The sequence below is a fragment of the Microbacterium sp. Be9 genome, from assembly GCF_011754135.1.
Classification (GTDB): Bacteria; Actinomycetota; Actinomycetes; order Actinomycetales; family Microbacteriaceae; genus Microbacterium; species Microbacterium maritypicum_A.
In genome coordinates, this window is record NZ_WNWT01000006.1 from 1,229,913 (window position 1) to 1,250,759 (window position 20,847).

Annotated in this window: 22 protein-coding genes and 3 pseudogenes; 17 read left to right on the forward strand and 8 right to left on the reverse strand. The window is 63.6% G+C overall.

What is annotated here, in order from left to right; genetic code table 11:
- Positions 1–90 precede the first annotated feature (90 nt).
- From GLO27_RS16990 to GLO27_RS17000, 3 genes are all read left to right on the forward strand, one after another.
- Positions 91–1,170, forward strand: coding sequence for an FAD-dependent oxidoreductase (locus GLO27_RS16990; protein WP_167255868.1), 1,080 nt, complete (start codon positions 91–93; stop codon positions 1,168–1,170).
- 617 nt (positions 1,171–1,787) lie between these two features.
- Entirely contained in the window at positions 1,788–2,444 is a 657-nt protein-coding gene (locus GLO27_RS16995; RefSeq protein WP_167255870.1) for a TetR family transcriptional regulator, read from the forward strand.
- A gap of 124 nt (positions 2,445–2,568) precedes the next feature.
- Positions 2,569–3,612, forward strand: a complete 1,044-nt coding sequence (locus GLO27_RS17000) for an NAD(P)-dependent alcohol dehydrogenase (RefSeq protein WP_167255872.1) — start codon at positions 2,569–2,571, stop codon at positions 3,610–3,612.
- A gap of 270 nt (positions 3,613–3,882) precedes the next feature.
- Here GLO27_RS17000 and hxlA read toward each other — a convergent pair whose 3' ends face one another.
- Together hxlA and hxlB are read right to left on the reverse strand one after the other, a co-directional pair.
- On the reverse strand, positions 3,883–4,506 hold the full coding sequence (gene hxlA, locus GLO27_RS17005) for a 3-hexulose-6-phosphate synthase (protein ID WP_167256230.1): 624 nt from the start codon (positions 4,504–4,506) through the stop codon (positions 3,883–3,885).
- A 28-nt stretch (positions 4,507–4,534) separates the two neighbouring features.
- Positions 4,535–5,113: a 6-phospho-3-hexuloisomerase gene (gene hxlB, locus GLO27_RS17010; RefSeq protein WP_167255874.1), complete on the reverse strand. Its 579-nt coding sequence runs from the start codon at positions 5,111–5,113 to the stop codon at positions 4,535–4,537.
- A 100-nt stretch (positions 5,114–5,213) separates the two neighbouring features.
- Between hxlB and GLO27_RS17015 the strand changes: the two genes are divergently transcribed.
- Positions 5,214–6,038 (forward strand): LuxR C-terminal-related transcriptional regulator, encoded by an 825-nt coding sequence (locus tag GLO27_RS17015; protein ID WP_243844851.1) that lies wholly within the window; start codon positions 5,214–5,216, stop codon positions 6,036–6,038.
- Positions 6,039–6,134: 96 nt separating this feature from the next.
- Positions 6,135–8,789 (forward strand): excinuclease ABC subunit UvrA, encoded by a 2,655-nt coding sequence (locus GLO27_RS17020; protein WP_167255877.1) that lies wholly within the window; start codon positions 6,135–6,137, stop codon positions 8,787–8,789.
- 384 nt (positions 8,790–9,173) lie between these two features.
- On the opposite strand, the gene GLO27_RS17025 is transcribed toward GLO27_RS17020, so the two are convergent.
- Positions 9,174–9,485, reverse strand: coding sequence for an antibiotic biosynthesis monooxygenase (locus GLO27_RS17025; RefSeq protein WP_084452093.1), 312 nt, complete (start codon positions 9,483–9,485; stop codon positions 9,174–9,176).
- 107 nt (positions 9,486–9,592) lie between these two features.
- Between GLO27_RS17025 and GLO27_RS17030 the strand changes: the two genes are divergently transcribed.
- The 3 genes from GLO27_RS17030 to GLO27_RS17040 all read left to right on the forward strand — a co-directional run bounded on the left by GLO27_RS17030 (position 9,593) and on the right by GLO27_RS17040 (position 12,215).
- Complete coding sequence (locus tag GLO27_RS17030) at positions 9,593–10,534, forward strand: helix-turn-helix domain-containing protein (protein ID WP_039994216.1); 942 nt, start codon at positions 9,593–9,595, stop codon at positions 10,532–10,534.
- 756 nt (positions 10,535–11,290) lie between these two features.
- Complete coding sequence (locus GLO27_RS17035) at positions 11,291–11,845, forward strand: DUF488 domain-containing protein (protein ID WP_167255879.1); 555 nt, start codon at positions 11,291–11,293, stop codon at positions 11,843–11,845.
- 55 nt (positions 11,846–11,900) lie between these two features.
- The gene (locus GLO27_RS17040) at positions 11,901–12,215 is read left to right on the forward strand and encodes a hypothetical protein (RefSeq protein ID WP_167255881.1); all 315 of its coding nucleotides are present in this window, start codon (positions 11,901–11,903) and stop codon (positions 12,213–12,215) included.
- 279 nt (positions 12,216–12,494) lie between these two features.
- On the opposite strand, the gene GLO27_RS17045 is transcribed toward GLO27_RS17040, so the two are convergent.
- Positions 12,495–13,100 carry a uracil-DNA glycosylase family protein gene (locus tag GLO27_RS17045; protein ID WP_243844852.1) on the reverse strand — a complete coding sequence of 202 codons (606 nt, stop codon included), beginning with the start codon at positions 13,098–13,100 and terminating at the stop codon, positions 12,495–12,497.
- A gap of 128 nt (positions 13,101–13,228) precedes the next feature.
- Entirely contained in the window at positions 13,229–13,315 is an 87-nt protein-coding gene (locus GLO27_RS20325) for a hypothetical protein (protein WP_292776176.1), read from the reverse strand.
- 235 nt (positions 13,316–13,550) lie between these two features.
- Here GLO27_RS20325 and GLO27_RS17055 point away from each other — a divergent pair, with 235 nt between their 5' ends.
- On the forward strand, positions 13,551–13,874 hold the full coding sequence (locus tag GLO27_RS17055) for a hypothetical protein (RefSeq protein ID WP_153244297.1): 324 nt from the start codon (positions 13,551–13,553) through the stop codon (positions 13,872–13,874).
- On the opposite strand, the gene GLO27_RS17060 is transcribed toward GLO27_RS17055, so the two are convergent.
- Positions 13,871–14,146 (reverse strand): hypothetical protein, encoded by a 276-nt coding sequence (locus GLO27_RS17060; protein WP_167255885.1) that lies wholly within the window; start codon positions 14,144–14,146, stop codon positions 13,871–13,873. The genes GLO27_RS17055 and GLO27_RS17060 overlap by 4 nt on opposite strands.
- Positions 14,147–14,192: 46 nt before the next feature.
- Positions 14,193–14,537 (reverse strand): ATP-dependent DNA ligase, encoded by a 345-nt coding sequence (locus GLO27_RS17065; protein WP_167255887.1) that lies wholly within the window; start codon positions 14,535–14,537, stop codon positions 14,193–14,195.
- Positions 14,538–15,494: 957 nt separating this feature from the next.
- Here GLO27_RS17065 and GLO27_RS19915 point away from each other — a divergent pair.
- From GLO27_RS19915 to GLO27_RS17075, 3 genes and pseudogenes are all read left to right on the forward strand, one after another.
- Positions 15,495–15,874: pseudogene (locus tag GLO27_RS19915) on the forward strand (ATP-dependent DNA ligase).
- A gap of 63 nt (positions 15,875–15,937) precedes the next feature.
- Positions 15,938–16,258, forward strand: a complete 321-nt coding sequence (locus GLO27_RS17070) for a hypothetical protein (protein WP_167255889.1) — start codon at positions 15,938–15,940, stop codon at positions 16,256–16,258.
- Between the two features lie 222 nt (positions 16,259–16,480).
- Entirely contained in the window at positions 16,481–17,158 is a 678-nt protein-coding gene (locus GLO27_RS17075; protein ID WP_167255891.1) for a DUF6766 family protein, read from the forward strand.
- Between the two features lie 2 nt (positions 17,159–17,160).
- Here the strand turns inward: GLO27_RS17075 and GLO27_RS20140 are convergent.
- Positions 17,161–17,325 (reverse strand): annotated as a pseudogene (locus GLO27_RS20140) (MerR family transcriptional regulator); the annotation flags it as partial.
- Between the two features lie 599 nt (positions 17,326–17,924).
- Between GLO27_RS20140 and GLO27_RS17085 the strand changes: the two are divergent.
- The 5 genes and pseudogenes from GLO27_RS17085 (at position 17,925) to GLO27_RS17105 (ending at position 20,614) form a co-directional block, all read left to right on the forward strand.
- Positions 17,925–18,353 (forward strand): Hsp20/alpha crystallin family protein, encoded by a 429-nt coding sequence (locus tag GLO27_RS17085; RefSeq protein WP_167256234.1) that lies wholly within the window; start codon positions 17,925–17,927, stop codon positions 18,351–18,353.
- A gap of 95 nt (positions 18,354–18,448) precedes the next feature.
- The gene (locus GLO27_RS17090) at positions 18,449–18,673 is read left to right on the forward strand and encodes a DUF2795 domain-containing protein (RefSeq protein WP_167255893.1); all 225 of its coding nucleotides are present in this window, start codon (positions 18,449–18,451) and stop codon (positions 18,671–18,673) included.
- Between the two features lie 87 nt (positions 18,674–18,760).
- Complete coding sequence (locus GLO27_RS17095; protein ID WP_243844854.1) at positions 18,761–19,057, forward strand: hypothetical protein; 297 nt, start codon at positions 18,761–18,763, stop codon at positions 19,055–19,057.
- A gap of 135 nt (positions 19,058–19,192) precedes the next feature.
- Positions 19,193–20,039: pseudogene (locus tag GLO27_RS17100) on the forward strand (IS5 family transposase); the annotation flags it as partial.
- 200 nt (positions 20,040–20,239) lie between these two features.
- On the forward strand, positions 20,240–20,614 hold the full coding sequence (locus GLO27_RS17105) for a VOC family protein (protein WP_167255895.1): 375 nt from the start codon (positions 20,240–20,242) through the stop codon (positions 20,612–20,614).
- Positions 20,615–20,847 lie beyond the last annotated feature (233 nt).

Here is a 20,847-nt window from a genome sequence, read left to right on the forward strand (position 1 = left end):
GCGTCCTACCGCTAATCACCAACAGATCGGGGAACCGCGATGACAGGAACTGACGACGGCGTTGCCACGACGCGTTCACCCGAGGTAGCAGTGATCGGGGGCGGGATCGTCGGTCTGTCGACGGCGTACGCGCTGCGGGAGCAGGGCGTACCGGTGCGCTTGTACGAGGCTGGTGTGCCCGGGACGGGTCAGTCCGCAGGCGAGTCGCGGATCTTCCGGCATGCCCACGACGACCCGCGACTCGTCGCTTTCGCGCGCGAAAGCCGCGGCGTATGGGATGAGTGGTCCGAACACTTCGACGTCGAGCTGGTCTCATCAGACGGTGTCCTGGCGATCGGAGACAGCGCACTGGCGCGGCTGCGGGTGCTCGACCAGGTCGGCGGCGTGGAAGCGCACGAGATCGATGCGGCCGAGGTCGCCCAGCGGATGCCGCTGCTTGCTGGGTACTCGGGGCCAGCGGTGCTCGACGAGTCGGGCGGCGCGATCCGCACCCGCGCCGCGATCACGGCACTCACGGGTGCCCTCGCAGATGCGGTCACCACCGGTGAGGTCATCTCCATCGATCCCCGCGCCGACGGGACGGTCGAGGTGCGCAGCATCACCGACCGGGCTGTTTACTCCAAGGTGATCGTGTGCGCCGGCCGCGAAACCGCCCGTCTAGCACGCAGCGTCGGCCTGTCGCTGCCGGTTCGCCTTGCCGCACACGTCAGGTTGACCTTCGACGTGAAAGCCGCCGCCCCGGAACGAGTCGCGTGCCTGCAGGACAGCAGCGGCGTCTTCGGCGAAGTCGGCGTCTACGCGACGCCGCTACCGGGCAACAGCAGCTATTCGGTCGGACTCAGCGAGACCGTCGGCGTCCGCGACGACGGAACTTTCATCGACCCGGCGGCGATTCGATCGCTGGACGAACGCGCACGCGAATACGTGATACGGGCGCTGCCCGGTCTCCACCCAGAGCCGCGCGACTTCCTTCACTGCTGGGTGACCGACCTCCCGTGGAGTGAGGACGGCGTAGCCGTGTGGGAGGCAGGCTCTGTCCTTTTTGTGGCCGGTCACAATCTGTTCAAACAGGCACCTGCGCTGGGTCGCGCTCTTGCCCGGGCTGCGACCGGCGGCGGTCTCCGCGCCGAGCTCACGCCCGAAGCGCGCCTCGGCGAGGCCCAGAGCTAGAGAGTGTCTCCCAATCGCGGGGGGTGACCCGCGATTCTGGCCGACACACTCGTCACCTGGGGGTCACGTCGGTGGCTGCCTGCAGTGCGGCGGTGAGGCAGCCCGCGGAAGCACCGACGCCCTTATCCGCGACGAGGGCGGGCGTACCAGCTGCAACCACGGTCCCGCTGGTGTCGCCCGCGGCGGGTTCAAGATCGATCACACGTGATCGGCCACCCAACCGGAGGTAATCGGGTCCAACGTGCCGACGGGAGAACAGGGAGCAATGAATAGAGCGCCTTGCTCCGCCGAAGCCTTCTCGTCCCGGCTATGCATGGCGTGACATTCGCAGAACTCGACCAGGTGAGCCCGACGCTTGCCCCTCGCGGAGGGTTCAGCACGGCGGAGGCACCGGTGCGAGACATCATCGTGAAGATCGCGGAACCTGTAGGGCCGTCGCTGAAGAAGAGGCAGTGAGGTCTTAGCGTGCGCAGCCCGACACGAAGGCAGCAATGCCGGCGGGAACTGAGGGCCGGATGTGATTGGAGATCTGCTGCAGAGCGGAACCTTCAGCGAGGGAGACTTCGCACCTAGGTAGGCCGTGGCAGTTTCTGCCAGGCAGCTGTAGCATCACCCCCATGATGGAGTGCGAAATCGAGCCGCGAGAGGGCGCGCGCCTTCGCGCATCTGAACAGTGCTGCGCACTGTTCAGCGCCCGCGGCACCACCGACCTGACGATCACAGAGATCGCGAGCGAGATCGGCATTTCGCAGCGAACGTTTTATCGGTACTTTCCGGTCAAGGCTGAGTCGGTTGGGCCAGTGTTCGACTGGTCCATTCGACGTTTCAACGCGGTGATCGTCGAAACGGATCCAGACATCGCCTTGACGGAGGTGCTGCGCCTGGCGTTCCGGGCAAGCTTGCTGGGCGAATCGGCCGAGCGCACTTTGCAGCTGTTTCCGCTCGTGTTCCGCAACTCGGAGATGTGGTCGGTGTTCATGAGAAGGGTACATGACGGTGAGCTGTCGGTCGCGCCCGTGTTGGCGCCCCGGCTCGGGTTGGCGGCGGACTCTGTCGCCGCCCGCGCGGCTGCCGCAGCCGTGGCGAGTTCGATTCGGATCGCCCTCGAGGACATGGTCACAGCGGGCGCTGATCCGGAGATCGCTTACGTGCGGACCCTCGCACAATTCACGTCGGGACCTCTCATTGCCACCCCACGCCGTCTCCTCGAGGTGGGCAGCCCGCCGCGCCACGCGAACCTGACGTCGATGGGAGGTGCGAACTCAACGCCCTGATCGAACAACACTGGCGCTTCGACGAGTCGCCTCCTGCGACCGCAGGGCAACCAGGCGACCGCAAACCACCATCCCCAACAAGGCCCGCTAATGGCGTATCTGTGAACAGAAAAGGAAGCACATCATGAAAGCAGCACGACTGAACGAAGTAAGGTCGGATTTCGTCATCGAGGACATCCCGACTCCAGAACCTGGGCCTGGGGAGGTCCTGATACGAATCGGCGGATCCGGGGCTTGCCACTCCGACCTGCACGTCAAGTCCGGCGAGATTCCGGGTGTCGCTTTCCCCCACACCTTGGGTCATGAGAATGCAGGCTGGATCGAATCCTTCGGTCCCGGCGCAGAAGGCAACGGGTTCGAGGTCGGCGACGCGGTCGTCGTGTTCGGCGGCTGGGGCTGCGGTCACTGCCGTTTCTGCCTGGGAGGCAAGGAACAGCTCTGCAACACATTCCTGTGGGGCGGCATGGGCCCAGCAGGCGGGTATGCGGAGTACATGGTCGTGCCGTCCGTGCGGCATTTGCTTCCGGCAGACGGACTCGACCCTGTAGAAGCAGCCGCTCTCACCGATGCAGCCCTTACGCCTTACTCGGCGGTCAAGAAGGCACTGCCACACCTCGTGCCCGGCACTAGCGCGGTCTTGATCGGCGCTGGAGGGCTCGGCCAGTACGGAGTCCAATTCCTGAAGCTGCTCTCCCCTGCAAAGGTGATTGTCGTCGACACCGACGAGAAGAAGCGTCAGACCGCACGCGAGCTCGGCGCCGACGTCACCGTCGACCCCCGAGATGCTGATGCCGCGGAACAGATTCGCACTGCCGCCGGCCGGGACGGGGTAGCGGCTGTTCTCGACTTTGTCGGAATCGACACGACCATGGCCCTTGGCGCTGGAGCGGTGGACCGGCTCGGTGTCTTTGTGCTCGTCGGGCTCGCGGGCGGCAGCTTCCCGTTCTCGTTCTTCCGCTTCGCCGCCGAAGCAGCGATGATGACGAGCAACTGGGGTACCCGGAATGAACTCGAGGAGGTACTCGCGCTAGCCCGCTCTGGGCGCCTGGTATCGGCGATTGAACGACACCCACTTTCGGAAATCAACGAAGTGTTCGAACGCCTCGCCACCGGTCAGATCCCCGGACGGGCCGTGCTGGTCCCGGGAGCACCCTCCTCGAAGGGCTGAGCGCCGAACGGCCAGGACGATGCCCCTCCCACGAGAGAACAGCAGGCTGGGGCATCGTCCTCGCCACCACGATCGGGAATCGTTGACGCAAGCGGAACTGATGATTTCCCGCGGACGTGCACTGTATCGCTCGACTTGTCGAGAACTTGAGCCGATGAGTTGCGAGCGGGCCGCGATTACGTCTGCCGAAAAGGTGGTGCGAAACCGGGTTCCGGCCGGGGTTTTCGGCTGATTCGCTCTCTGTGCGTGTGGGTGGCAAGACCTAGGTCGTCAGACGATGGCTGCACGGAGTTCCGCGGCGGCAGCACCGACATCGGGAGCGCCGTAGATCGCGCCTCCCGCCACAGCCACCTCCGCACCAGATTCCTGCACCGAAGCGATCGTCGAGCTATTGATGCCGCCTGCGACTGAGAACGGCACGCCCGAAGCTTTGCCGTCCTCGAGCAGGGTGGCAAAGGCGAAACCCTCTTCGGCCTGCTCGTCGAGGCCCGCGTGCATCTCGACGAACTCTGCTCCGAGTGCAACGACCTCTTTCGCACGCTTCGCCTTGTCGCTCACGCCGATGAGATCGACGACAACGCCCTTACCGTGCTTCTTCGCCGCCTTCACGGCACCGGCAATCGTGCTGTCACCGGCGCTACCGAGGACCGTCACGAGATCGGCACCCGCAGTGAAGGCCATATCAGCCTCGAGCTCGCCGGCATCCATCGTCTTGAGGTCGGCGAAGACGACCTTGTCGGGGTGGGCCTTCTTGATCGCCGTGATCGCCGAAAGGCCAGCACTCTTGATAAGCGGGGTACCGAGCTCGAGGATGTCGACGTGCGGCGCGGCGGCAGCAGCGAGTTCGAGGGCGGCCTCGGTGGAGAGGGTGTCCATGGCAAACTGCAGTTTCATTTGGATTCCTTTCGTGCAGTGGTTTGAGTCATTCGAGATTTGCGTGGCGAGGCCAGAGATCATCAGCGGTCAAGCCGGAGCGGCGCCAGAGTGTGTGGAAAAGCGCGTCGCCGAGGACAACGACCAATTGCTCGAAGAGACTGCCGGCATACTGCTCAGATGCCGCTTCAGAGCGATCAAGCTTGCCGGCAGCCGGCACGACTATCGTGACGGCTGCCAGCGTTGCGAGCGGAGAGTCTGGGACTGTTGTAACAGCCGCCACCCGGGCGCCAGCATCGACGGCAGTCTGTGCCGCGCGCACGATGCCGCCCGTCGTTCCGGAACCGCTGGCAGCGAGGAGCAAGTCACCTGGTTCGATCGCAGGAGCGGTGACCTCCCCGACGACGTGGACGGCCAGGCCAAGATGCATGAGTCGCATCGCGGTCATTCGCAGCGCGAGCCCCGATCGGCCTGCACCCAGCACGAAGACTCGCGGAGCAGCGCCGACGATATCCGCGAGCTCCGCCAATCCCGCCGGGTCGCGAGCTATCAGTCTGTGGGTGGCGAGTTCGAGTTCGCGGGCGATGCAGCTGAGCGAGTCACCCACACCGATTTCGAGGACATCCATCGCTCTATCATCACGGCCGTCGGTCGCGTTGGCTCCCCCGCAAAGGAGCAGGCCCACCTACCCGTAGGCATAGGCCTACCTGAGTGGGTAGGTTGCCACCATGGACCTCACCGAACTGGCGTCGCCCGCGTCACGTCAGCATGTCGCCGACCACGCGCGAATCGTCGCCGAACATGCTGACCGGCACGCGATCACGCTCGAATCTATGCTCGCGCTTCTGCGATCGCCCCGCCTCGATGACCGCGCAGCACGCAACATGGCGATCGAGGCGGCAACGAGCGCCTTGATCGGGCTGCGCGCTGTTACCGATCAGGAACGCAGCAGCATCCTCGAACCCGTCGTCGGTGCGTTCGCCCGGCTGCAGAGCGACCTGCTCCCCCTCGTCCGGTTCGGCGATCTCGACGTGCAGTTCGTTGAGCCGCCCGCGACCGGTCGGGCACTCCCAGGAGAGGTCGCGCACGCGGCGCGCGCCATCGTCCGCAGCTCGGTGCTCGCATTCGCGGATCACAGCGAGGCTCGGCGGGTGCGCATCCAGTGGGACTGCGACGGCCTGAATCTCCTGATCGGCATCCGAGATGACGGGGCCGGCGAACTTTCCGCACACGACGACTCGATCCGCCCAATCGTCGAACGCGTCACAGCCCTCGACGGCGCGATTTCGGTCTCCTCAACACCCGGCTGGGGGTCCTCAGTAGACATCCGGCTCCCCCTCGATCCGCCGGCGGAACCCGAGCCACTTCCGGAATTCTCACAACTCTCCATGCGCGAACGAGATGTGCTACGGCTTCTCGCATCGGGAGCGCGCAATGCCGAAATCGCGGAAGAGCTCCTCATCTCCGTCAACACGGTGAAGTTCCATGTGTCGAACCTTCTCCGGAAGGTCGGCGCGCGCAATCGGGCGCAGCTTATTGCAACGTCGATCTGATTTTCACCAGCGGTCACCCGTGGTCTAACCCGACACCGATCGCAGCGAAAACGACGACACAAAGCGAAGCTGCTCACAGGTCAGTACGATCTGGTCATGACTTCGTCTGATTCTTCACTCGCCGCCGACGCGCAGGTTCGGGTCTTGGGTGCTCGGGAGCACAACCTGCGGAATGTGGACCTCTCCGTTCCGCGGGACTCGTTAGTGGTGTTCACGGGTGTGTCGGGTTCCGGGAAGTCATCGTTGGCGTTTGGGACGCTGTACGCGGAGTCGCAGCGACGGTATTTGGAGTCGGTGGCGCCGTACGCTCGCCGTCTGATCGACCAGGCGGGTGTTCCCAATGTTGACTCCATCACCGGGATGCCGCCGGCCGTGGCGTTGCAGCAGCAGCGTGGAGGACGCAGTGCCCGGTCCACGGTGGGAAGCATCACCACGGTGTCCAGTCTCGTGCGGATGCTGTACTCCCGCGCCGGGGACTATCCGGATGGGCAGCCGATGCTCTACGCGGAGGATTTTTCTGCGAACACGGTGCAGGGGGCCTGCCCGGAGTGTCACGGCATTGGTCGTGTCTACGCGGTGCCCGAGGAGCGGATGGTGCCGGATCCGTCGCTCACGATCCGGGAGCGCGCGATCGCGTCCTGGCCGACGGCATGGCACGGACACCAGCTCCGCGACGTGTTGGTGGCCCTCGGCTATGACGTTGACGTGCCATGGAAAGATCTGCCACGAAAAGACCGGGACTGGATCCTTTACACGGATGAGACTCCGTTCGTTCCGGTCCACTCCCGGTTGACGCTTGCTGAGGCTCGCGCCGCGACCAAGGCCGGGGTCGAGCCGAGCTACTCGGGCACCTTCGTCGGAGCCCGCCGGTATGTGTTGGACACATTCGCGAACTCGAAGAGCGCGTCGATGAAGCGTCGCGTCGCGCAGTACCTCGACGCTGCCCTGTGCCCGGTCTGTCACGGGAAGCGGCTGAAGCCTGAAGCGCTCTCGGTCACGTTCGAGGGCCTGGACATCGCGGAGTTCTCGCAGTTGCCGCTTCGAGAGCTTGCTGACATGCTCTCCGACGTTGTCGCGGGAGCGCGACAGGCCGAGACCGTTCCGAATGGTGCTGTGCTGCATGCCAATTCCCGTCGCGCAGCCACGGAGCAGCGCATCGCCGCCGGAGGGTCCGCGCACGCCGCCGCACCCGATGTGCGCCGCACCGCGAACCGTTCGCCGGAGAAGCGCGCCGCTGCGTCCCGGCTCGCTTCCGGGGTGATCGAGCGACTCCGCCCACTGACCGATCTTGGCCTCGGGTATCTGTCGTTAAGTCGAACCACCCCGACCCTGTCGGGTGGCGAGTTGCAACGAATCAGGCTCGCCACACAGCTCAGCTCCGACCTGTTCGGCGTCGTCTATGTCCTCGATGAACCATCCGCAGGCCTTCACCCACAAGACGTGACAGCGCTCTTGAAGATCCTCGACGGGCTCAAGAGAAGCGGAAACAGCCTGTTCGTCGTCGAACACTCCGTCGATGTCATGCGGCACGCGGACTGGCTCGTGGACATCGGCCCCGGCGCGGGCGAGCATGGCGGCCGCGTTCTCTACAGCGGCCCTACCGATGGGCTTGCCGACGTCAAGGACTCAGTGACACGCGGCTACCTCTTCGGTGGCAGTGGACTGCCCCCGCACACCCCTCGCGACCCGCGCGGGTGGCTCCACTTGAAGGACGTGACTCGTAACAACCTGCACGGCGTCTCCATCGACATTCCCATGGGTGTTTTCACCGCGGTCACCGGAGTCTCGGGTTCCGGCAAGTCGAGCTTGGTCAGCCAGGCCCTCCCGGCTCTCGTCGGTGACCGCCTCGGTCACAGCATTCCGGCGGAGGACGAACCGACCGGCGACGAGCTGCTCCTTGCCGATACCCCAGAGCGGCTCGATGGTGTCCTCGACGGCTCTCTCGAGGGGGTCCGGCGGGTTGTCAACATCGATCAACGACCCATCGGCCGAACCCCCCGATCGAACGTTGCAACATATACGGGCTTGTTCGACCACGTCCGTCGACGCTTCGCTGAGACGCCCGAAGCTCGCTCGCGTGGGTACAAGCCCGGCCGTTTCTCCTTCAATGTCTCCGGCGGCCGCTGCCCCACCTGTGAGGGCGAAGGGTCCGTGATGGTCGAGCTACTCTTCCTCCCATCCGTGTACACCGAATGCCCCGACTGTCACGGGACCCGGTACAAAGCCTCGACCCTCGAGATCACTTGGCGGGAGCGCACCATCGCTGACGTGCTCGCGATGAGCGTTGAGGAAGCCCACCCGTTCTTTGACGGTGAAGACGACATCACCCGCTCACTAGCTGCACTGTCAGACGTGGGTCTCGGATACTTGCGACTCGGACAACCGGCAACCGAGCTCTCTGGAGGTGAGGCACAACGCGTGAAGCTCGCAAGCGAGCTACAGCGCGCACAACGAGGGGACACCTTGTATGTTCTCGACGAACCAACTTCGGGCCTGCACTGCGCTGACGCTGACCGGCTCGTGACGCATCTGCAAACCCTCGTCGACGCAGGAAACACCGTCGTCGCGGTGGAACTTGACATGCGGGTGGTGGCAGCAGCCGACTACGTCATCGACCTCGGACCCGGCGCCGGCGATGATGGCGGCGCAGTCGTCGCCGCTGGAACTCCTGCACAAGTTGCCGAGAACGGCGTCGGCGCGTCCGCGGAATACCTTGCCGCCGCGATCAAACTGATCGTTGCGGCTACCTGAGCAGAAGAGCCGACGCTTGACAACCGATGACCCGGTACGCAGTCACAAGAGCACTGAGCAGCCAAACTTTCCACAGGCGAATCAAGTGTGTACACACCTCAGGGATCGGCTACCGGTCGTGCGCCGATGAACGCCCAAGGTCAGTGGAGGGCGACTTTCCACGCCTCTGTTCGGTTCTGGTGGTCGCGCGATGCGCTGGCCTCACGGCTCTGCCCGACACCGACGTCGCTCTCCTGTGCGACGGACCCCTCGCCGGCTGAGCGCTCGCGGCCGGCATCCTGTCCGTGTGCCGATAGGCCTCGCACCGCTCGGCAACGCAGCATGGCGTTGCGTCGCGACCTGGCGACGGCTCGGCGGGGCGCGATCGTCTCGTGCGTTGGCGGACTACGGGAGCTTGGACGCGAGGACGTCGGCCGCCAGGATCTCGGGTGCTGCGCCGAGGAGGTGCTGGTTGGCCATCAGGGCTGCGACGATGGCGCCGTTGGCGTGGGCGTCGCGAGCGGCCTCGTCGGGGAATGCATCGAAGATCCAGAAGGTGTCGGCGTCGGTCCTGACCGCGAACCAGACAATCGTTCCTACTTCTTCGTTGGCGAGTGCGACAGCGCCGGCGAGCAGATCGGCGAGCGCGTCGTGCTGTCCATCGGCCGCGACGATCTTGGCGACGAAGGCATACGGAAGTGATGCGGGTGTGGACATGAGGGACTCTCCTTGAAATCGGGGTTCTTCGTGGGACGAGTTCAGCGTATGACGAGCGAGGACCGGTGGGGAGTGGCGTATACGGCAGTATTGCTATTGTTTACGTCATGCGTATCGGACTGATCGCGATCGACGGCTGCTTCGGTTCGGCTATCGCGTCGATCATCGACATCGTGCGGGTGGCCGACGGAGCCCGCGGCGATGTCGACCCGCGGATCGACCCGATCGAACTCGCCATCCTCGGACCGAAACGGCGAGTGACCACGACGGCATCGATGACCCTGTCGGTGGACCACCCGCTGTCGGAGTCCGGAGAGTTCGACGTGGTCGTCGTCCCTGCGCTTGGAACCCTTACGGCCGCCGCTACCAACGACGCCCTCCAGAGCCGAGATGCTCGTTCGGTCATCGCCTCGCTCGGGCGCCTCGACGAGGCGACCACCCGGATCGCCGCGGCGTGCACCGGCGTGTTCGCTGTCGCCGAGACCGGACGGATGCATCATCGGCGGGCGACGACCAGCTGGTTCCTGGGGCCGGAGTTCCTGAAGCGCTATCCGACCGTCGCCCTCGATCTCGACACCATGGTCGTGGCCGACGGGAACCTCGTCACCGCCGGCGCCGCGTTCGCCCACATCGACCTCGCGCTCTCACTCGTGCGATCGATCAGCCCCGACCTGGCCCAACATGTCGCCAAGCTCCTCATCATCGACGAGCGTCCGTCGCAGGCGGCCTTCGTCGCCTACGAACATCTCCGGCACGAGGACCCGATCGTCGTCGAGTTCGAACGCTTCGTGCGCGCCCGCCTGGACGAACCGTTCAACGTCGCGTTCGTCGCGCAGTCACTTGGCACCAGCCGGCGCACCCTCGAACGACGAGTCCGTGCGGCGCTCAACCTCACTCCGCTCGGCTTCGTCCAACGGCTTCGCATCGAACGAGCTCGGCACCTCTCAGCAACCACGGACCTCACCTCCGCCGAGATCGCGCTACGAGTCGGCTACGCGAACGCCGAGACTCTGCGCTCCCTCCTGCGTAGGGAGCGACGCCGTTCCTGACCTATCGCCATGCCTGTAGCCGGTGTGCTAGTGCTCGACTGGAACCACCTCTCAGCACGTCGCGTCGACGCTCCTGCGTCGCCTCTGGACGACCCACTCGACACGCCCGCCGCACAGGCTATGTGACGTGTCCCGGCTTCCCGGACGGTCGGGGTTGGGTGGCTGTGATGTCGCTGCGTTCTCGTCGAGAGGATCAGCAGACCCGATCAGAGTCGATTGGGATAAGACGCGAAGGCGGTCAGGTCAGGGCGGCCAAAGCCGGCCGGCGGGGTAGCGTCGGTCACGTCGAGGTCTTTCGGATGGATGGCGTAGGAACCTCCATCGTCGGGAGATCTCGACGTCTATCTGCGGACCGACGCGCCCGGCCGACCTACACCCTCATCTGGGAAGAGCCAATGGCCCAAGCATCCGCAAACGACTTCATCTGAAAGGAAAGGCCTTTTCCTACACCGCGACTGCGCGGCGGATTGCAAAGTTGACTTCCCTTGGAAGACGGCTATGGTCAGAGGTTCATCCGCCAGCCAAATAGGGGAAGCGAGTTCTGATGCCCGGTAAGTCACCAACCACACGTGGAGCGAAAAAGATCGCTCAGCTGTCAATCAAGGAAAAACGAGCGGCCAAGCGCGAAAAGCGCGAACCCGACGTCTTCCTCAAGCCGCGCAAGGGAGCGAGCCGCTGATCGGCTGACCGGGGGACCCCTTGGGTGCGAGGAGTTCCCCGGTCGCAACCGACCGCTCGCAACCGTTCAGGAGCAGGATGCAACCCCCGACAGTGTTCACCATCGGTCACTCCACACACCCGATCGAGGAGTTCATAGCGCTGCTCGAAAACAACGGCGTGCAACAACTCATCGATGTGCGGACGGTTCCCGGCTCCCGACATAACCCGCAATTCGGCGCGCAGGCGCTTGAGGAAAGCCTGACGGACGCAGGCCTGCACTATGCGCGGATGGAAGAACTCGGCGGTCTCCGCCACACCCCAGTGAATGTGGAGAGCATCAACGGCGCCTGGCGCAACAAAAGCTTCCGCAGCTACGCCGACTACATGCAAACCGAGCCCTTCGCGCGTGGAATAGACCGTCTGATCGATCGAGCAAGAGAGAAGACTGTGGCGATCATGTGCGCGGAAGCGGTCCCGTGGCGCTGCCACCGGTCTCTCATCGCGGATGCGCTGGTCGTTCGCCACATTTCTGTGGAGGACATCATGAGCGCCACCTCCACCAAACCCCACACACTCACGTCGTTCGCATCGGTGGAGGGCAATCGGGTCTGGTACCCGCCCACTAACCTGAAAGAGCAAGGGGAGACATAGCGAGCCTCCCGCCGATGTGACCGAATTGTCATTCCGAGAATGGATGTCGTCCACCATGGGCACACTGCACTACGGCGGTTCCGAAGCACCGATCCACATCGAGGAACGGGCCCTCGCTCACCTCAAAGTTATCGTCGCCACCAAGCTCCGCCGCAACGAGTCCTTCACCCTGTCCTGGCGCCATCCGGAAGGGGACCCTGAAGGGCGCAGCACCATCTGGTTACACCCGTCGATCCCACTGCAATTCACCTTCGATGAGCTCGAACCTCCGCAACTCAACCTGCAATGGATCCACGCGCTGATGGAGTCAGCCAACAGCTCCGGAGGAATCACGTTCCTCGAGGAAGTCCTGGAAACACCCACAGGATGACCCCGCTCGAGCGGGAACGACACTACGTGGGCCCGCCTTGAGTATTGCGAGTCGAAGACTCTCGAGCCGAGGGGGCAGCCCTCTCGAAACGATGAGTTCCCCAGAACCGAGGCTCCGAGAGGGCTCGTCACAGAAACGTGACATAGCCTCGTTGCGTGTGGCGTAGCGCCCCAGACGCTCCGCAAGTAGCCCCAGCTACTAACCAAACGTTACCATCCATGTCCCCCAAAGGGGGGACATGGCGGCCAAGCTGCAGCGGCTCGGCGTTCACTACAGGACTTACCGCAGTGCCTTCTCGACATGCCGACGAAGGTCCTCCACGACATCCGTCGCAAACCACGGGTTCCTGGCATGCCGGCGAAAGTTCAGCGGCGAGGGGTGCACCAGCGGGAATCGTTCGGGAAGGAACTGCTCGTAGTTCCGCACGGTGTCGGTCAGAGTCTGTGTGGTGGCGATCGGTAGATATGCCTGCTGGGCATATCTACCGATGAGAAGGGTCAATCGGATACTCGGCATCAACGAGAACAAAGGTGGGTGCCACCGAGCGGCGACGCCTGGTCGCGGAGGTGCATCGCCCGATCCGTTCCGACCGGGTCCCGGGTAGTAAAAGTCCATCGGCAGGAGAGCAAACTGTTCCGGGTCACGGAACTGTCTTTCCGTGACCCCCAGCCATTCCATGAGCGTGGCGCCACTCGCGTCGTCCCAGGGCACCCCGCTGGCTTGTGCACGCCGACCCGGCGCCTGACCGATGACAGCGACACGGGCGCTCGCGCCCGCCGTATATACGGGATCCATGCCCTGCTCTCGGAAACCGCTGTTGGCGACATCGTGGATCAGCTCATGGCGAAGCAGAGCGAAAGGATCAGGAGCTTCGACGTTGCTCAAGAGATCTCCTGACATCGACTCGTTCACCACACATCGGTGTCTCCTCCTCCCGAAGAAGAGTACGAGCGGCACCATCATGACAGGTCGCCGGAGACCCATCGCTGTACACCACTCTCCACCAAGGACTGTCATCTTCGAGCCGTGCCACCAGCCGGCCTGCCTGCCTGCCTGGGATGAACCCCCACCAGCGAAGCAATCTCGCCGTACGTGATCACCTGCCCCGAGGGAACTGCGTCGACGATTCGCCGAACCTCTTCCAGAAGACTCAAGGCTGCCTCCAAGTGCGGGGTCTGAGGAGTGCGTCTTCTACGTTAGCGAACGGCCCGACCACGAAGATCAGACGCAGATGCGCCTGCCGTACAACTATGTGGTCAGCCGTCGATCATGGACGCAACGTCTCACGCGGGTATCGGCCACACTGTGACTAGCACCGTAAGTAGGGTAGGTCGCATGGCGATCCTGTTTTACGGTCCAGGCACCGAGCCGATTCACATTGAAGATCGCGCGCTCGCTCATCTCAAACTGGTGATTGCGACGAAGCTCCGCCGCAATGAGAGTTTCACGCTCTCCTGGAAGCACCCCGTCGGCGAACCCGGCGGGCGTTCAACGATCTGGATTCATCCCTCGATTCCGTTGCGGTTCGTGTTCGAAGAACCGGAACCACCTCAGATCAACATGAAATGGGTGGAGCAGCTCATGCAGACGGCGAACTCCAGCGGCGGGATTGCGCTCGTCGATGAAGTGCTGGACACGCCCGAACTCGAGCAGGCCTAGAGCAGATCCCAGCTCCCCGACCCATTCAGCGAAAGCACGGCGTCGTCGGAATCGACATGCACGTCCTCTTCAGAGATCACAACCCGGCTGCTCGGGGTGATCAGCGCTCTCACCCGTCGCTCATCCGCGGTTACGAAGAGCACTACCCTCCCCGTCCCCGTGACGGCAGCTTCCAGCCGATCACACAGCTGCTCGATGTCCTGCGAGGGAGCAAGGACAAAACTGGAGCCGTCGATGCTGACACGAGTCTGCACCACCGAACGCTCACGCATGCCAGAACCCTACATACGAGTGATACGCGCTCGACGGGGGTTGCAATCACGCGCGGATTGAGGCAGTCTCCGAGTCGCGCTCCAACCGTGTTCCTTCTACCGGTTCAGGCGTGAGGTACAGCCCCGTGGGGGAGTTCGCGCCAAAAGCGAGAGCATCCACCCAGGCACGGTTGATCGCTGGCGCTCGACTACCGAAGAATTTGAACACCATCGAACTGCCCGGGTGGATCCAGACGCTTGTACGGCCCCCACCAGTGCTCACGTCTTCCTTCCACGTGAAAGTGAAAGGTTCACCGCGCCGCAACTTCGCAGTCATCACGAGCTGAAGATGCGTGAGAGCACGGTCTTCGATCTCAACCTTCGGCCCACCCTCGTAAATAAACTTGCCCATGACGGATCCTTTTCTTGTCTCCACGGATACCCGACTTGGAGCCACGACGATAGTCGCTAGCCCCCGTCCTTCAGTCTGTGATGTCCGAACACCACATTACTTCGGTGCGTCCACGAGACCTTTTGTCATCCGAGCAAAGGTGCGACCATGGATCTACCGCGCGGTGGGTCGGTCGGTACTGGGGAGCGGGCGCAACGCACTGTTCGAGCCGGCGTTTGAGCCGGGCTGGGCTGCCCCTAACGACACCCTGGTTCAGGGACAGCCCAGCAGTGACAGCCGGGGACTACTCTCGTCGCCCCCCGAAACGACAAATCTATGGCGTGGACGAGCTGCTGTAACTTCCGCCGATTGAACCGGGCTTGGACGTAGGGCAACGCTCTCGTCTGTTGCGGATTGCTGATAGTGACCCGCGTCACTGCAACGAATTATCACGGCGGCTGCTTAAGCAAGCCCCTCTGAACACCGGGGAGGCCCCGGCTACGTTGTTTGTGGCCGCGCTACGTAGGCGGTCTGGGTCGGCGGAGTCCCCAGCGAAGCCGACCGGCGGTCCCGACCAGTTCCCCAGACTGAACCGGGACCGCTGCTGTGCCCCGCCACACTCTCAGCGGCTCATTCTTTTCCCCGCGGCCTCCTCAAGCAGTTTCACGGCGAGCAATTCGCCCGCGACAGATCCGAGCCGGTCGTTCGGCAGCGAGGTTCAGGAGCTGCCGAAATCGATCGTTTTTGGCGGGCGAGCATGACTCAAGCTGTGGGGAACATCCAGCGGGAATGCGGGGCGCCGTACAGTCTTCAGCTGCGGCGAACAGGCTGCTGCAACTCCGTCACCCAATCGGATTGGTTCTGCGAGACCGCCCGAACATGCAGTTCACGACACGGTCCCGAGTGAACAAGCCCTCGAGCAAATATCTCAGCGTGGATCGCTTGCCAGCTTTCGGCGATGTAATCCATGGAACCGAGATGGATGCCGCAGATGGCTGCTTCAACAGCGGGCAGGTCGACAACTTCGAAGCCACCCCGGACGGGTCCGTTAAGACTGAGATCGAAGACCCTGCCCTTACTCACTTGCAACTTGTGATGACCGCGAAGCTGCGGCGGGGAGAGCCGTTTAGCTTCGCCTGGCGGGAGGATTTGAGCGTCGGTGGCGGTCGCACGACTTGTGGATCCACGCTGGTAGCTCGCTCGTCTTCAAGTATCACGGTAGTCGTCAACCGTCGATCAACCGTGAATGGGTCGACGCGCTCGCCTATATGGCGAGTTCCCCGAGCGGTCTTTACCTCGTTGCGGAGCCGACGGACGGAGCATCGGCGGAAAAGCTCGGCACATCCGACCCCGCGTAGTGCGTCCTACGTTTCACATAGGCGGTCGGTGGGCGTGAGTCGACGGACAGTAGAGTTCTGAACATGGCCACTCTGTCATATGGCAATGAGGATGCTCCGATCCACATTGAAGATCGCGCGCTCGCGCACCTCAAGGTCGTCATCGCCACCAAGCTCCGCCGGAACGAGAGCTTCACACTGTCGTGGAAGCACCCCGACGATGAATCCGGGGGCCGCTCCACGATCTGGCTACACCCCTCGATTCCGTTGCGCTTCACCTTCGAAGAGCCCGAGGCGCCGCAACTGAACCTGAGGTGGATCGAGGACTTGATGCACTCGGCGAGCTCCTCCGGCGGCATCCAGTTGGTGGACGAGGTTCTCGAGACTCCCGAACCGACGCAGTAGCGGGTAACCGGCGGACGGACGTCCCCTTCCGCGAATGGCGGTCCCCTTCCGTGTCTAGCGGGCGGGTCGTACATTTGTGGCGTGTTCATCGCGTAGGAAGGGTTGATTTCGTGGCGAGTAGTGGCGAATCTTCAGGTCGGGGCGTCTTCTGGACGTGGATCGTCATCATCGGCGCGGGGCTCGCGGTGATGATCGTGCTGCCGATCGCGGGACGGTGAGGTTATGCGTCGGCGGATTCGGGACAACGGGCTGAGTCTGGCCTTCCTGGCGATTTTCCTCCTCGCCCTGGTGGGTCAGTCCCTCGCAGGTCACGCGTATGCGAACGAGCAACTGCTGCAGCACCGTGAGCCGGCGGTGGGGTACCTGGACTTCATCACCTCGTCGGATTTTCTAGTTGATGTCGCGGAGAACTGGCAGTCGGAGTTCCTGCAGTTCTTTCTCTTCATCCTGGCCACGGTGTGGCTGATACAACGAGGCTCTCCGGAGTCCAAGAGACCTGGAGACGAGGGTGTGGGCACCGACGAGGAGCAATTCGTCGATGAGCACGCGAAAGCCGATTCACCGGCGTGGGCACGCGTCCGCGGCATCCGATTGTGGGCTTACTCCAACTCTCTGCTGATCCTGATGGGGTCGATCTTCCTCTTGTCCTGGTTCGCGCAATCGCTTGCCGGCCAGATCGTCGCGAATGAAGAGAACGCGCAGCACGGGATGCCTCCCGTGTCGTGGGCGGGCTACGTCGCGTCGTCTGACTTCTGGAACCGGACGTTGCAGAACTGGCAGTCGGAGTTCCTCGCCGTCGGGGCCATGGTGGTCTTCAGTATCTACCTGCGACAACGCGGCTCCAGCGAGTCGAAACCTGTCGGAACGCCGCACGCGACGAGCAGCACGGAATCCGAATGAGCCTATTCCGGGTCTGCGCGGTCGAGTGACGCCCGCAGCTCGGCATTCTCATCCTGAAGGCCCATCACTTTGCCGATGCCAGCGAGGTTGACGCCGTCGGTTTGTAGGTCCGCGATGCGGCGCATCCGCTCTATGTCGTTCGCGCTGTAGCGGCGCGTTCCGCCGTCCGTGCGTGCGGGTTAGATCAGGGCCTTGCGCTCGTAGAGTCGCAGTGTCGCCGGAGGGAGATCGAGGAGCTCGGCCGCGATCCCCATCGTGTAGACGGGTCGCTCTTGAGGAGTCGATTCCATGCAGAAATTTTGCTCGAAGCGCTTGCATCAGGTCAAGTAGCCGGGTTATAAAATATGCATCAAGTGATCCAGATCTCTCGGGGTTGCAGGTGTTGGAATCTCCGACGCCCGCAGCAGTTGGCGATGACAGGTATGGAGGTGATTTACCGTGGCGGTACCGAGCCGGGTCGATGACACGCGGGTCGTGTTCGCGGACATCGTTTGCGCGGATCCCGAGTGGGTCCGTACCGAGTTCGATCGGATGGTGGCCGGCATCCGCGCCCTGTCGACCATGACAGCCGCGATGCCACCTCGCGCAAAAGCTCCCGCAGGTCCGCGGCAATTTGTGACGCCGCCTGCTGGGATCCTCCGGGCAGACGAGCTTCCCGAGCGGGTGCGCGCGCCTCCGTGTGATGTGGCCGCGCGCGGCCTCCACCGTTGATCATCATTCGTCGAACGGCGTCACGCCGTTCATCTTCGGAAGGAGATTTTTCGCCATGTCGATGTCATTTGATCCTTTCAGCCAGCTGGACCGGATCGCGCAGAGCGTGTTCGACACCAGCAGGCAGCCGCGTCTGATGCCCGTGGATCTGTTCCGCGAAGGCGACCGCTACGTCCTCAACGCTGACCTCCCGGGGGTTGACCCCGGTTCGGTCGACGTGGATGTCGACGGTCACCTCCTCACGATCCGTGCCGAACGCACGGAGGCGAGCCGCGACAACTCTCGCTGGCTGGCACAGGAGCGCCCCTTCGGCTCGTACGTCCGCCGATTCACCATCGGCGACGACGTCGATGCCCAGGGCATCAGCGCCACCTACAACAACGGTGTGCTCAGCGTGATTATCCCTATCGCTGAACGCGCCAAGCCGCGCAAGATCCAGATCGAATCGATGGGCTCTCACGACACCAAGGCCGTGACCGCCTAACTCATCGGATCCCCGCGTCACCGCAGCGACGGTGGGTGGTCGCACTACTCGTCGCGACCGCCCACCGTCCCCAACACCCTTCGGAAGGACGACCCATGTCACTCTCACCGTCGCTCGAACGATTCCTCACCGAAATGGAATACCCCGCCACACGGGACGATCTCCTCCGCGAGGCCACCCGTGACGGGCTCGGCGCAGACGACCGTGCGCTTTTGCAGGACCTCCCCGAACAGAACTACGGCGCCGCCTGGCATCTCCGCCTCAAGCTCACCTCACGGATCCTGTCCGAGAGTCTGGCACCCTCGCTCGTGAACGCCTGAGGGGGACCGGGGACCTACCCATGCCGAATGAGAGCTGTCAAGGATCTTCTCCTGGAAGCTACGCACCGCGACAGTGAGGATGTCGAGATGGAGGACGAGATGACGGAACTGGCTCAGGCGCGGTTCGAACTCCGCAAAGTCGCGGAGAAAGACTGGCTGATCCTCGACCACAAATACGAAGCCGACGACCCCCGCCGTACTGTCGGTTGCGTCTACGAAGTTGACCCGTACGAAGTCGAAGTGATGTGGATGCGTACCTTGCCCGTCGCGACACGGTACATGTCACCCGTCGAGGCGCTCGACGATGTGCGGCGACTGCACGAGCAGAGCAGGTCAACGCGACCCATCACCATTCCGCACCATCCTCCTCTCCTCCCCACATAACGTCGCGGCTGGGCTGTTGAGGCGCTCAATTGTGCGAGCACCGCGACCGGGAGAAGCACGGAGCACGGAACTCACGTCTAGCCCTAGGCCGTGTTGATAAACGCCTTCGGGTGCCTCGTGGGCGAATCTTGAACCGTGTTGCGTGATGTGATCTCGGATGAGGCGTGGGCTGTGATCGGGCCGCTGTTCCCGACTGCGAAGTCGACGGGTCGGCCGCCGGTGGATCGGCGCACGGTGGTCGAGGCGATGGCGTGGCGGTTCCGGACCGGGGCACCGTGGCGGGACGTGCCGGAGCGGTTCGGGAACTGGAACACGATCTACAAGAACTTCAACCGGTGGTCCGAGCAGGGCGTGTGGGCGCGGGTGCTGGAGAAGACACAGTCGCTCGCGCAGCAGTCCGGTGATCTGGATTGGGTCGCGTCGATCGACTCCACGATCGTGCGCGTGCATCAGCATGGTGCGACCCTTCCGCGCACCACGGGGGGCATTGTCGAACTACAAGAAGTTCGGTGACGAGCCGCCCGATCATGCGATCGGCCGCTCCCGTGGCGGGTTGACGACGAAGAATCACCTGGTCTGCGACGGGAAGGGACGCGCTCTCGCGTTCATCCTCACCCCGGGGCAGGCGGCGGACACCAGCATGCTGCCCGCGACGCTGCGCGAGATCCGCGTCCCCGGCGCGAGGGGTAGGCCACGGTCGAGGCCGGACCGGGTGCTCGCGGACAGGGGCTACCCATCGAAGGCGAACCGGGCCGGGCTGCGCGAGCGCGGGATCGCGGCGACGATCCCGGAGCGTGAGGATCAGATCGCTCACCGACGCAAGCGGCGCGGCCGGCCGATCGACTTCGGTGACGAGCAGCGGGCCCGCTACCGCGGCCGTAACGTCGTCGAGCGGTGCTTCAACAAGCTCAAGCAGTGGCGCGGGATAGCGATGCGCTCAGACAAGCTCGCCCGCAACTACCACGCCGGCCTCTGCCTCGCCGCCACTCTGCACTGGCTCGGCAGCATGTCGGCTCCGGAGCGCATCGAGGGAGATCAACTCGCGGTCACGGTATCCTTGTGAGCATGATGACCAGCCAGGCCCGCGTCGGCCGCTCCCAGAACGGCGATCTGGTCGTGCGCTGATCCGCGCTCCTCCTTGTGTGAGTGACCCAAACTCACCCACACGACACAAGGAGAATCATGACAGCACACTTCAACCACACAATCATCGCCTCGATCGACGCTGCCGAAATGGCGGAGTTCTATCGTGACCTGCTCGAAGCCGACGACGCGCCCGCATGGGGCCCGTTCGTCAACGTCCAGATCGCCGGCGGGGTATTGCTGCAGTTCGCAGCCCCGCCGATGGAGTTCCCGCCGCAGCACTACGCATTTCTCCTCGAAGACCCCCACTTCGACCGTGCATACGCCAAGATCACTGACTACGGCTTCGATCACTGGGCAGACCCCCAGCGCTCCAAGCCCGGAGAGATCAACCACGAGCACGGCGGTCGAGGCGTCTACCTTCTCGATCCCTCAGGGCACTATCTCGAGCTGATCACCCAGCCGTACCTCTGACCCGCAGCGGGCGCGACGGAACATTCGCTCCGCCCACCCTGATGCTGACCGGGGGCGGGGCCGGCTCGAAACCCCGACCCCGGTTTAGCAACACGGCCTAGCTATAGGCCCCGCCAGAAACGATCGTTTGCGGCAGCAGCAGTTAGTCGGCGCTCGAAGGCGTGCCGCTATGGTTCGCCGAAACCTCTTATCGGCAGACAGTTTCGGCGTATAGCGGGACAAGTGAGCGCCTT

Coding starts and splice junctions, on each gene's coding strand:
- GLO27_RS17055 (WP_153244297.1), top strand. CDS start 13,551: ATGGCGATCCTGTTTTACGGTCCAGGCACCGAGCCGATTCACATTGAA.
- GLO27_RS16995 (WP_167255870.1), top strand. CDS start 1,788: ATGATGGAGTGCGAAATCGAGCCGCGAGAGGGCGCGCGCCTTCGCGCA.
- GLO27_RS17085 (WP_167256234.1), top strand. CDS start 17,925: ATGTCGATGTCATTTGATCCTTTCAGCCAGCTGGACCGGATCGCGCAG.
- hxlA (WP_167256230.1), bottom strand. CDS start 4,506: ATGAAACTGCAGTTTGCCATGGACACCCTCTCCACCGAGGCCGCCCTC.
- GLO27_RS17035 (WP_167255879.1), top strand. CDS start 11,291: ATGCAACCCCCGACAGTGTTCACCATCGGTCACTCCACACACCCGATC.
- GLO27_RS17020 (WP_167255877.1), top strand. CDS start 6,135: ATGACTTCGTCTGATTCTTCACTCGCCGCCGACGCGCAGGTTCGGGTC.
- hxlB (WP_167255874.1), bottom strand. CDS start 5,113: ATGGATGTCCTCGAAATCGGTGTGGGTGACTCGCTCAGCTGCATCGCC.
- GLO27_RS17095 (WP_243844854.1), top strand. CDS start 18,761: ATGGAGGACGAGATGACGGAACTGGCTCAGGCGCGGTTCGAACTCCGC.
- GLO27_RS17015 (WP_243844851.1), top strand. CDS start 5,214: ATGGACCTCACCGAACTGGCGTCGCCCGCGTCACGTCAGCATGTCGCC.
- GLO27_RS17040 (WP_167255881.1), top strand. CDS start 11,901: ATGGGCACACTGCACTACGGCGGTTCCGAAGCACCGATCCACATCGAG.
- GLO27_RS17075 (WP_167255891.1), top strand. CDS start 16,481: ATGCGTCGGCGGATTCGGGACAACGGGCTGAGTCTGGCCTTCCTGGCG.
- GLO27_RS17070 (WP_167255889.1), top strand. CDS start 15,938: ATGGCCACTCTGTCATATGGCAATGAGGATGCTCCGATCCACATTGAA.
- GLO27_RS17000 (WP_167255872.1), top strand. CDS start 2,569: ATGAAAGCAGCACGACTGAACGAAGTAAGGTCGGATTTCGTCATCGAG.
- GLO27_RS17025 (WP_084452093.1), bottom strand. CDS start 9,485: ATGTCCACACCCGCATCACTTCCGTATGCCTTCGTCGCCAAGATCGTC.
- GLO27_RS17105 (WP_167255895.1), top strand. CDS start 20,240: ATGACAGCACACTTCAACCACACAATCATCGCCTCGATCGACGCTGCC.
- GLO27_RS17030 (WP_039994216.1), top strand. CDS start 9,593: ATGCGTATCGGACTGATCGCGATCGACGGCTGCTTCGGTTCGGCTATC.
- GLO27_RS17065 (WP_167255887.1), bottom strand. CDS start 14,537: ATGGGCAAGTTTATTTACGAGGGTGGGCCGAAGGTTGAGATCGAAGAC.
- GLO27_RS17060 (WP_167255885.1), bottom strand. CDS start 14,146: ATGCGTGAGCGTTCGGTGGTGCAGACTCGTGTCAGCATCGACGGCTCC.
- GLO27_RS17090 (WP_167255893.1), top strand. CDS start 18,449: ATGTCACTCTCACCGTCGCTCGAACGATTCCTCACCGAAATGGAATAC.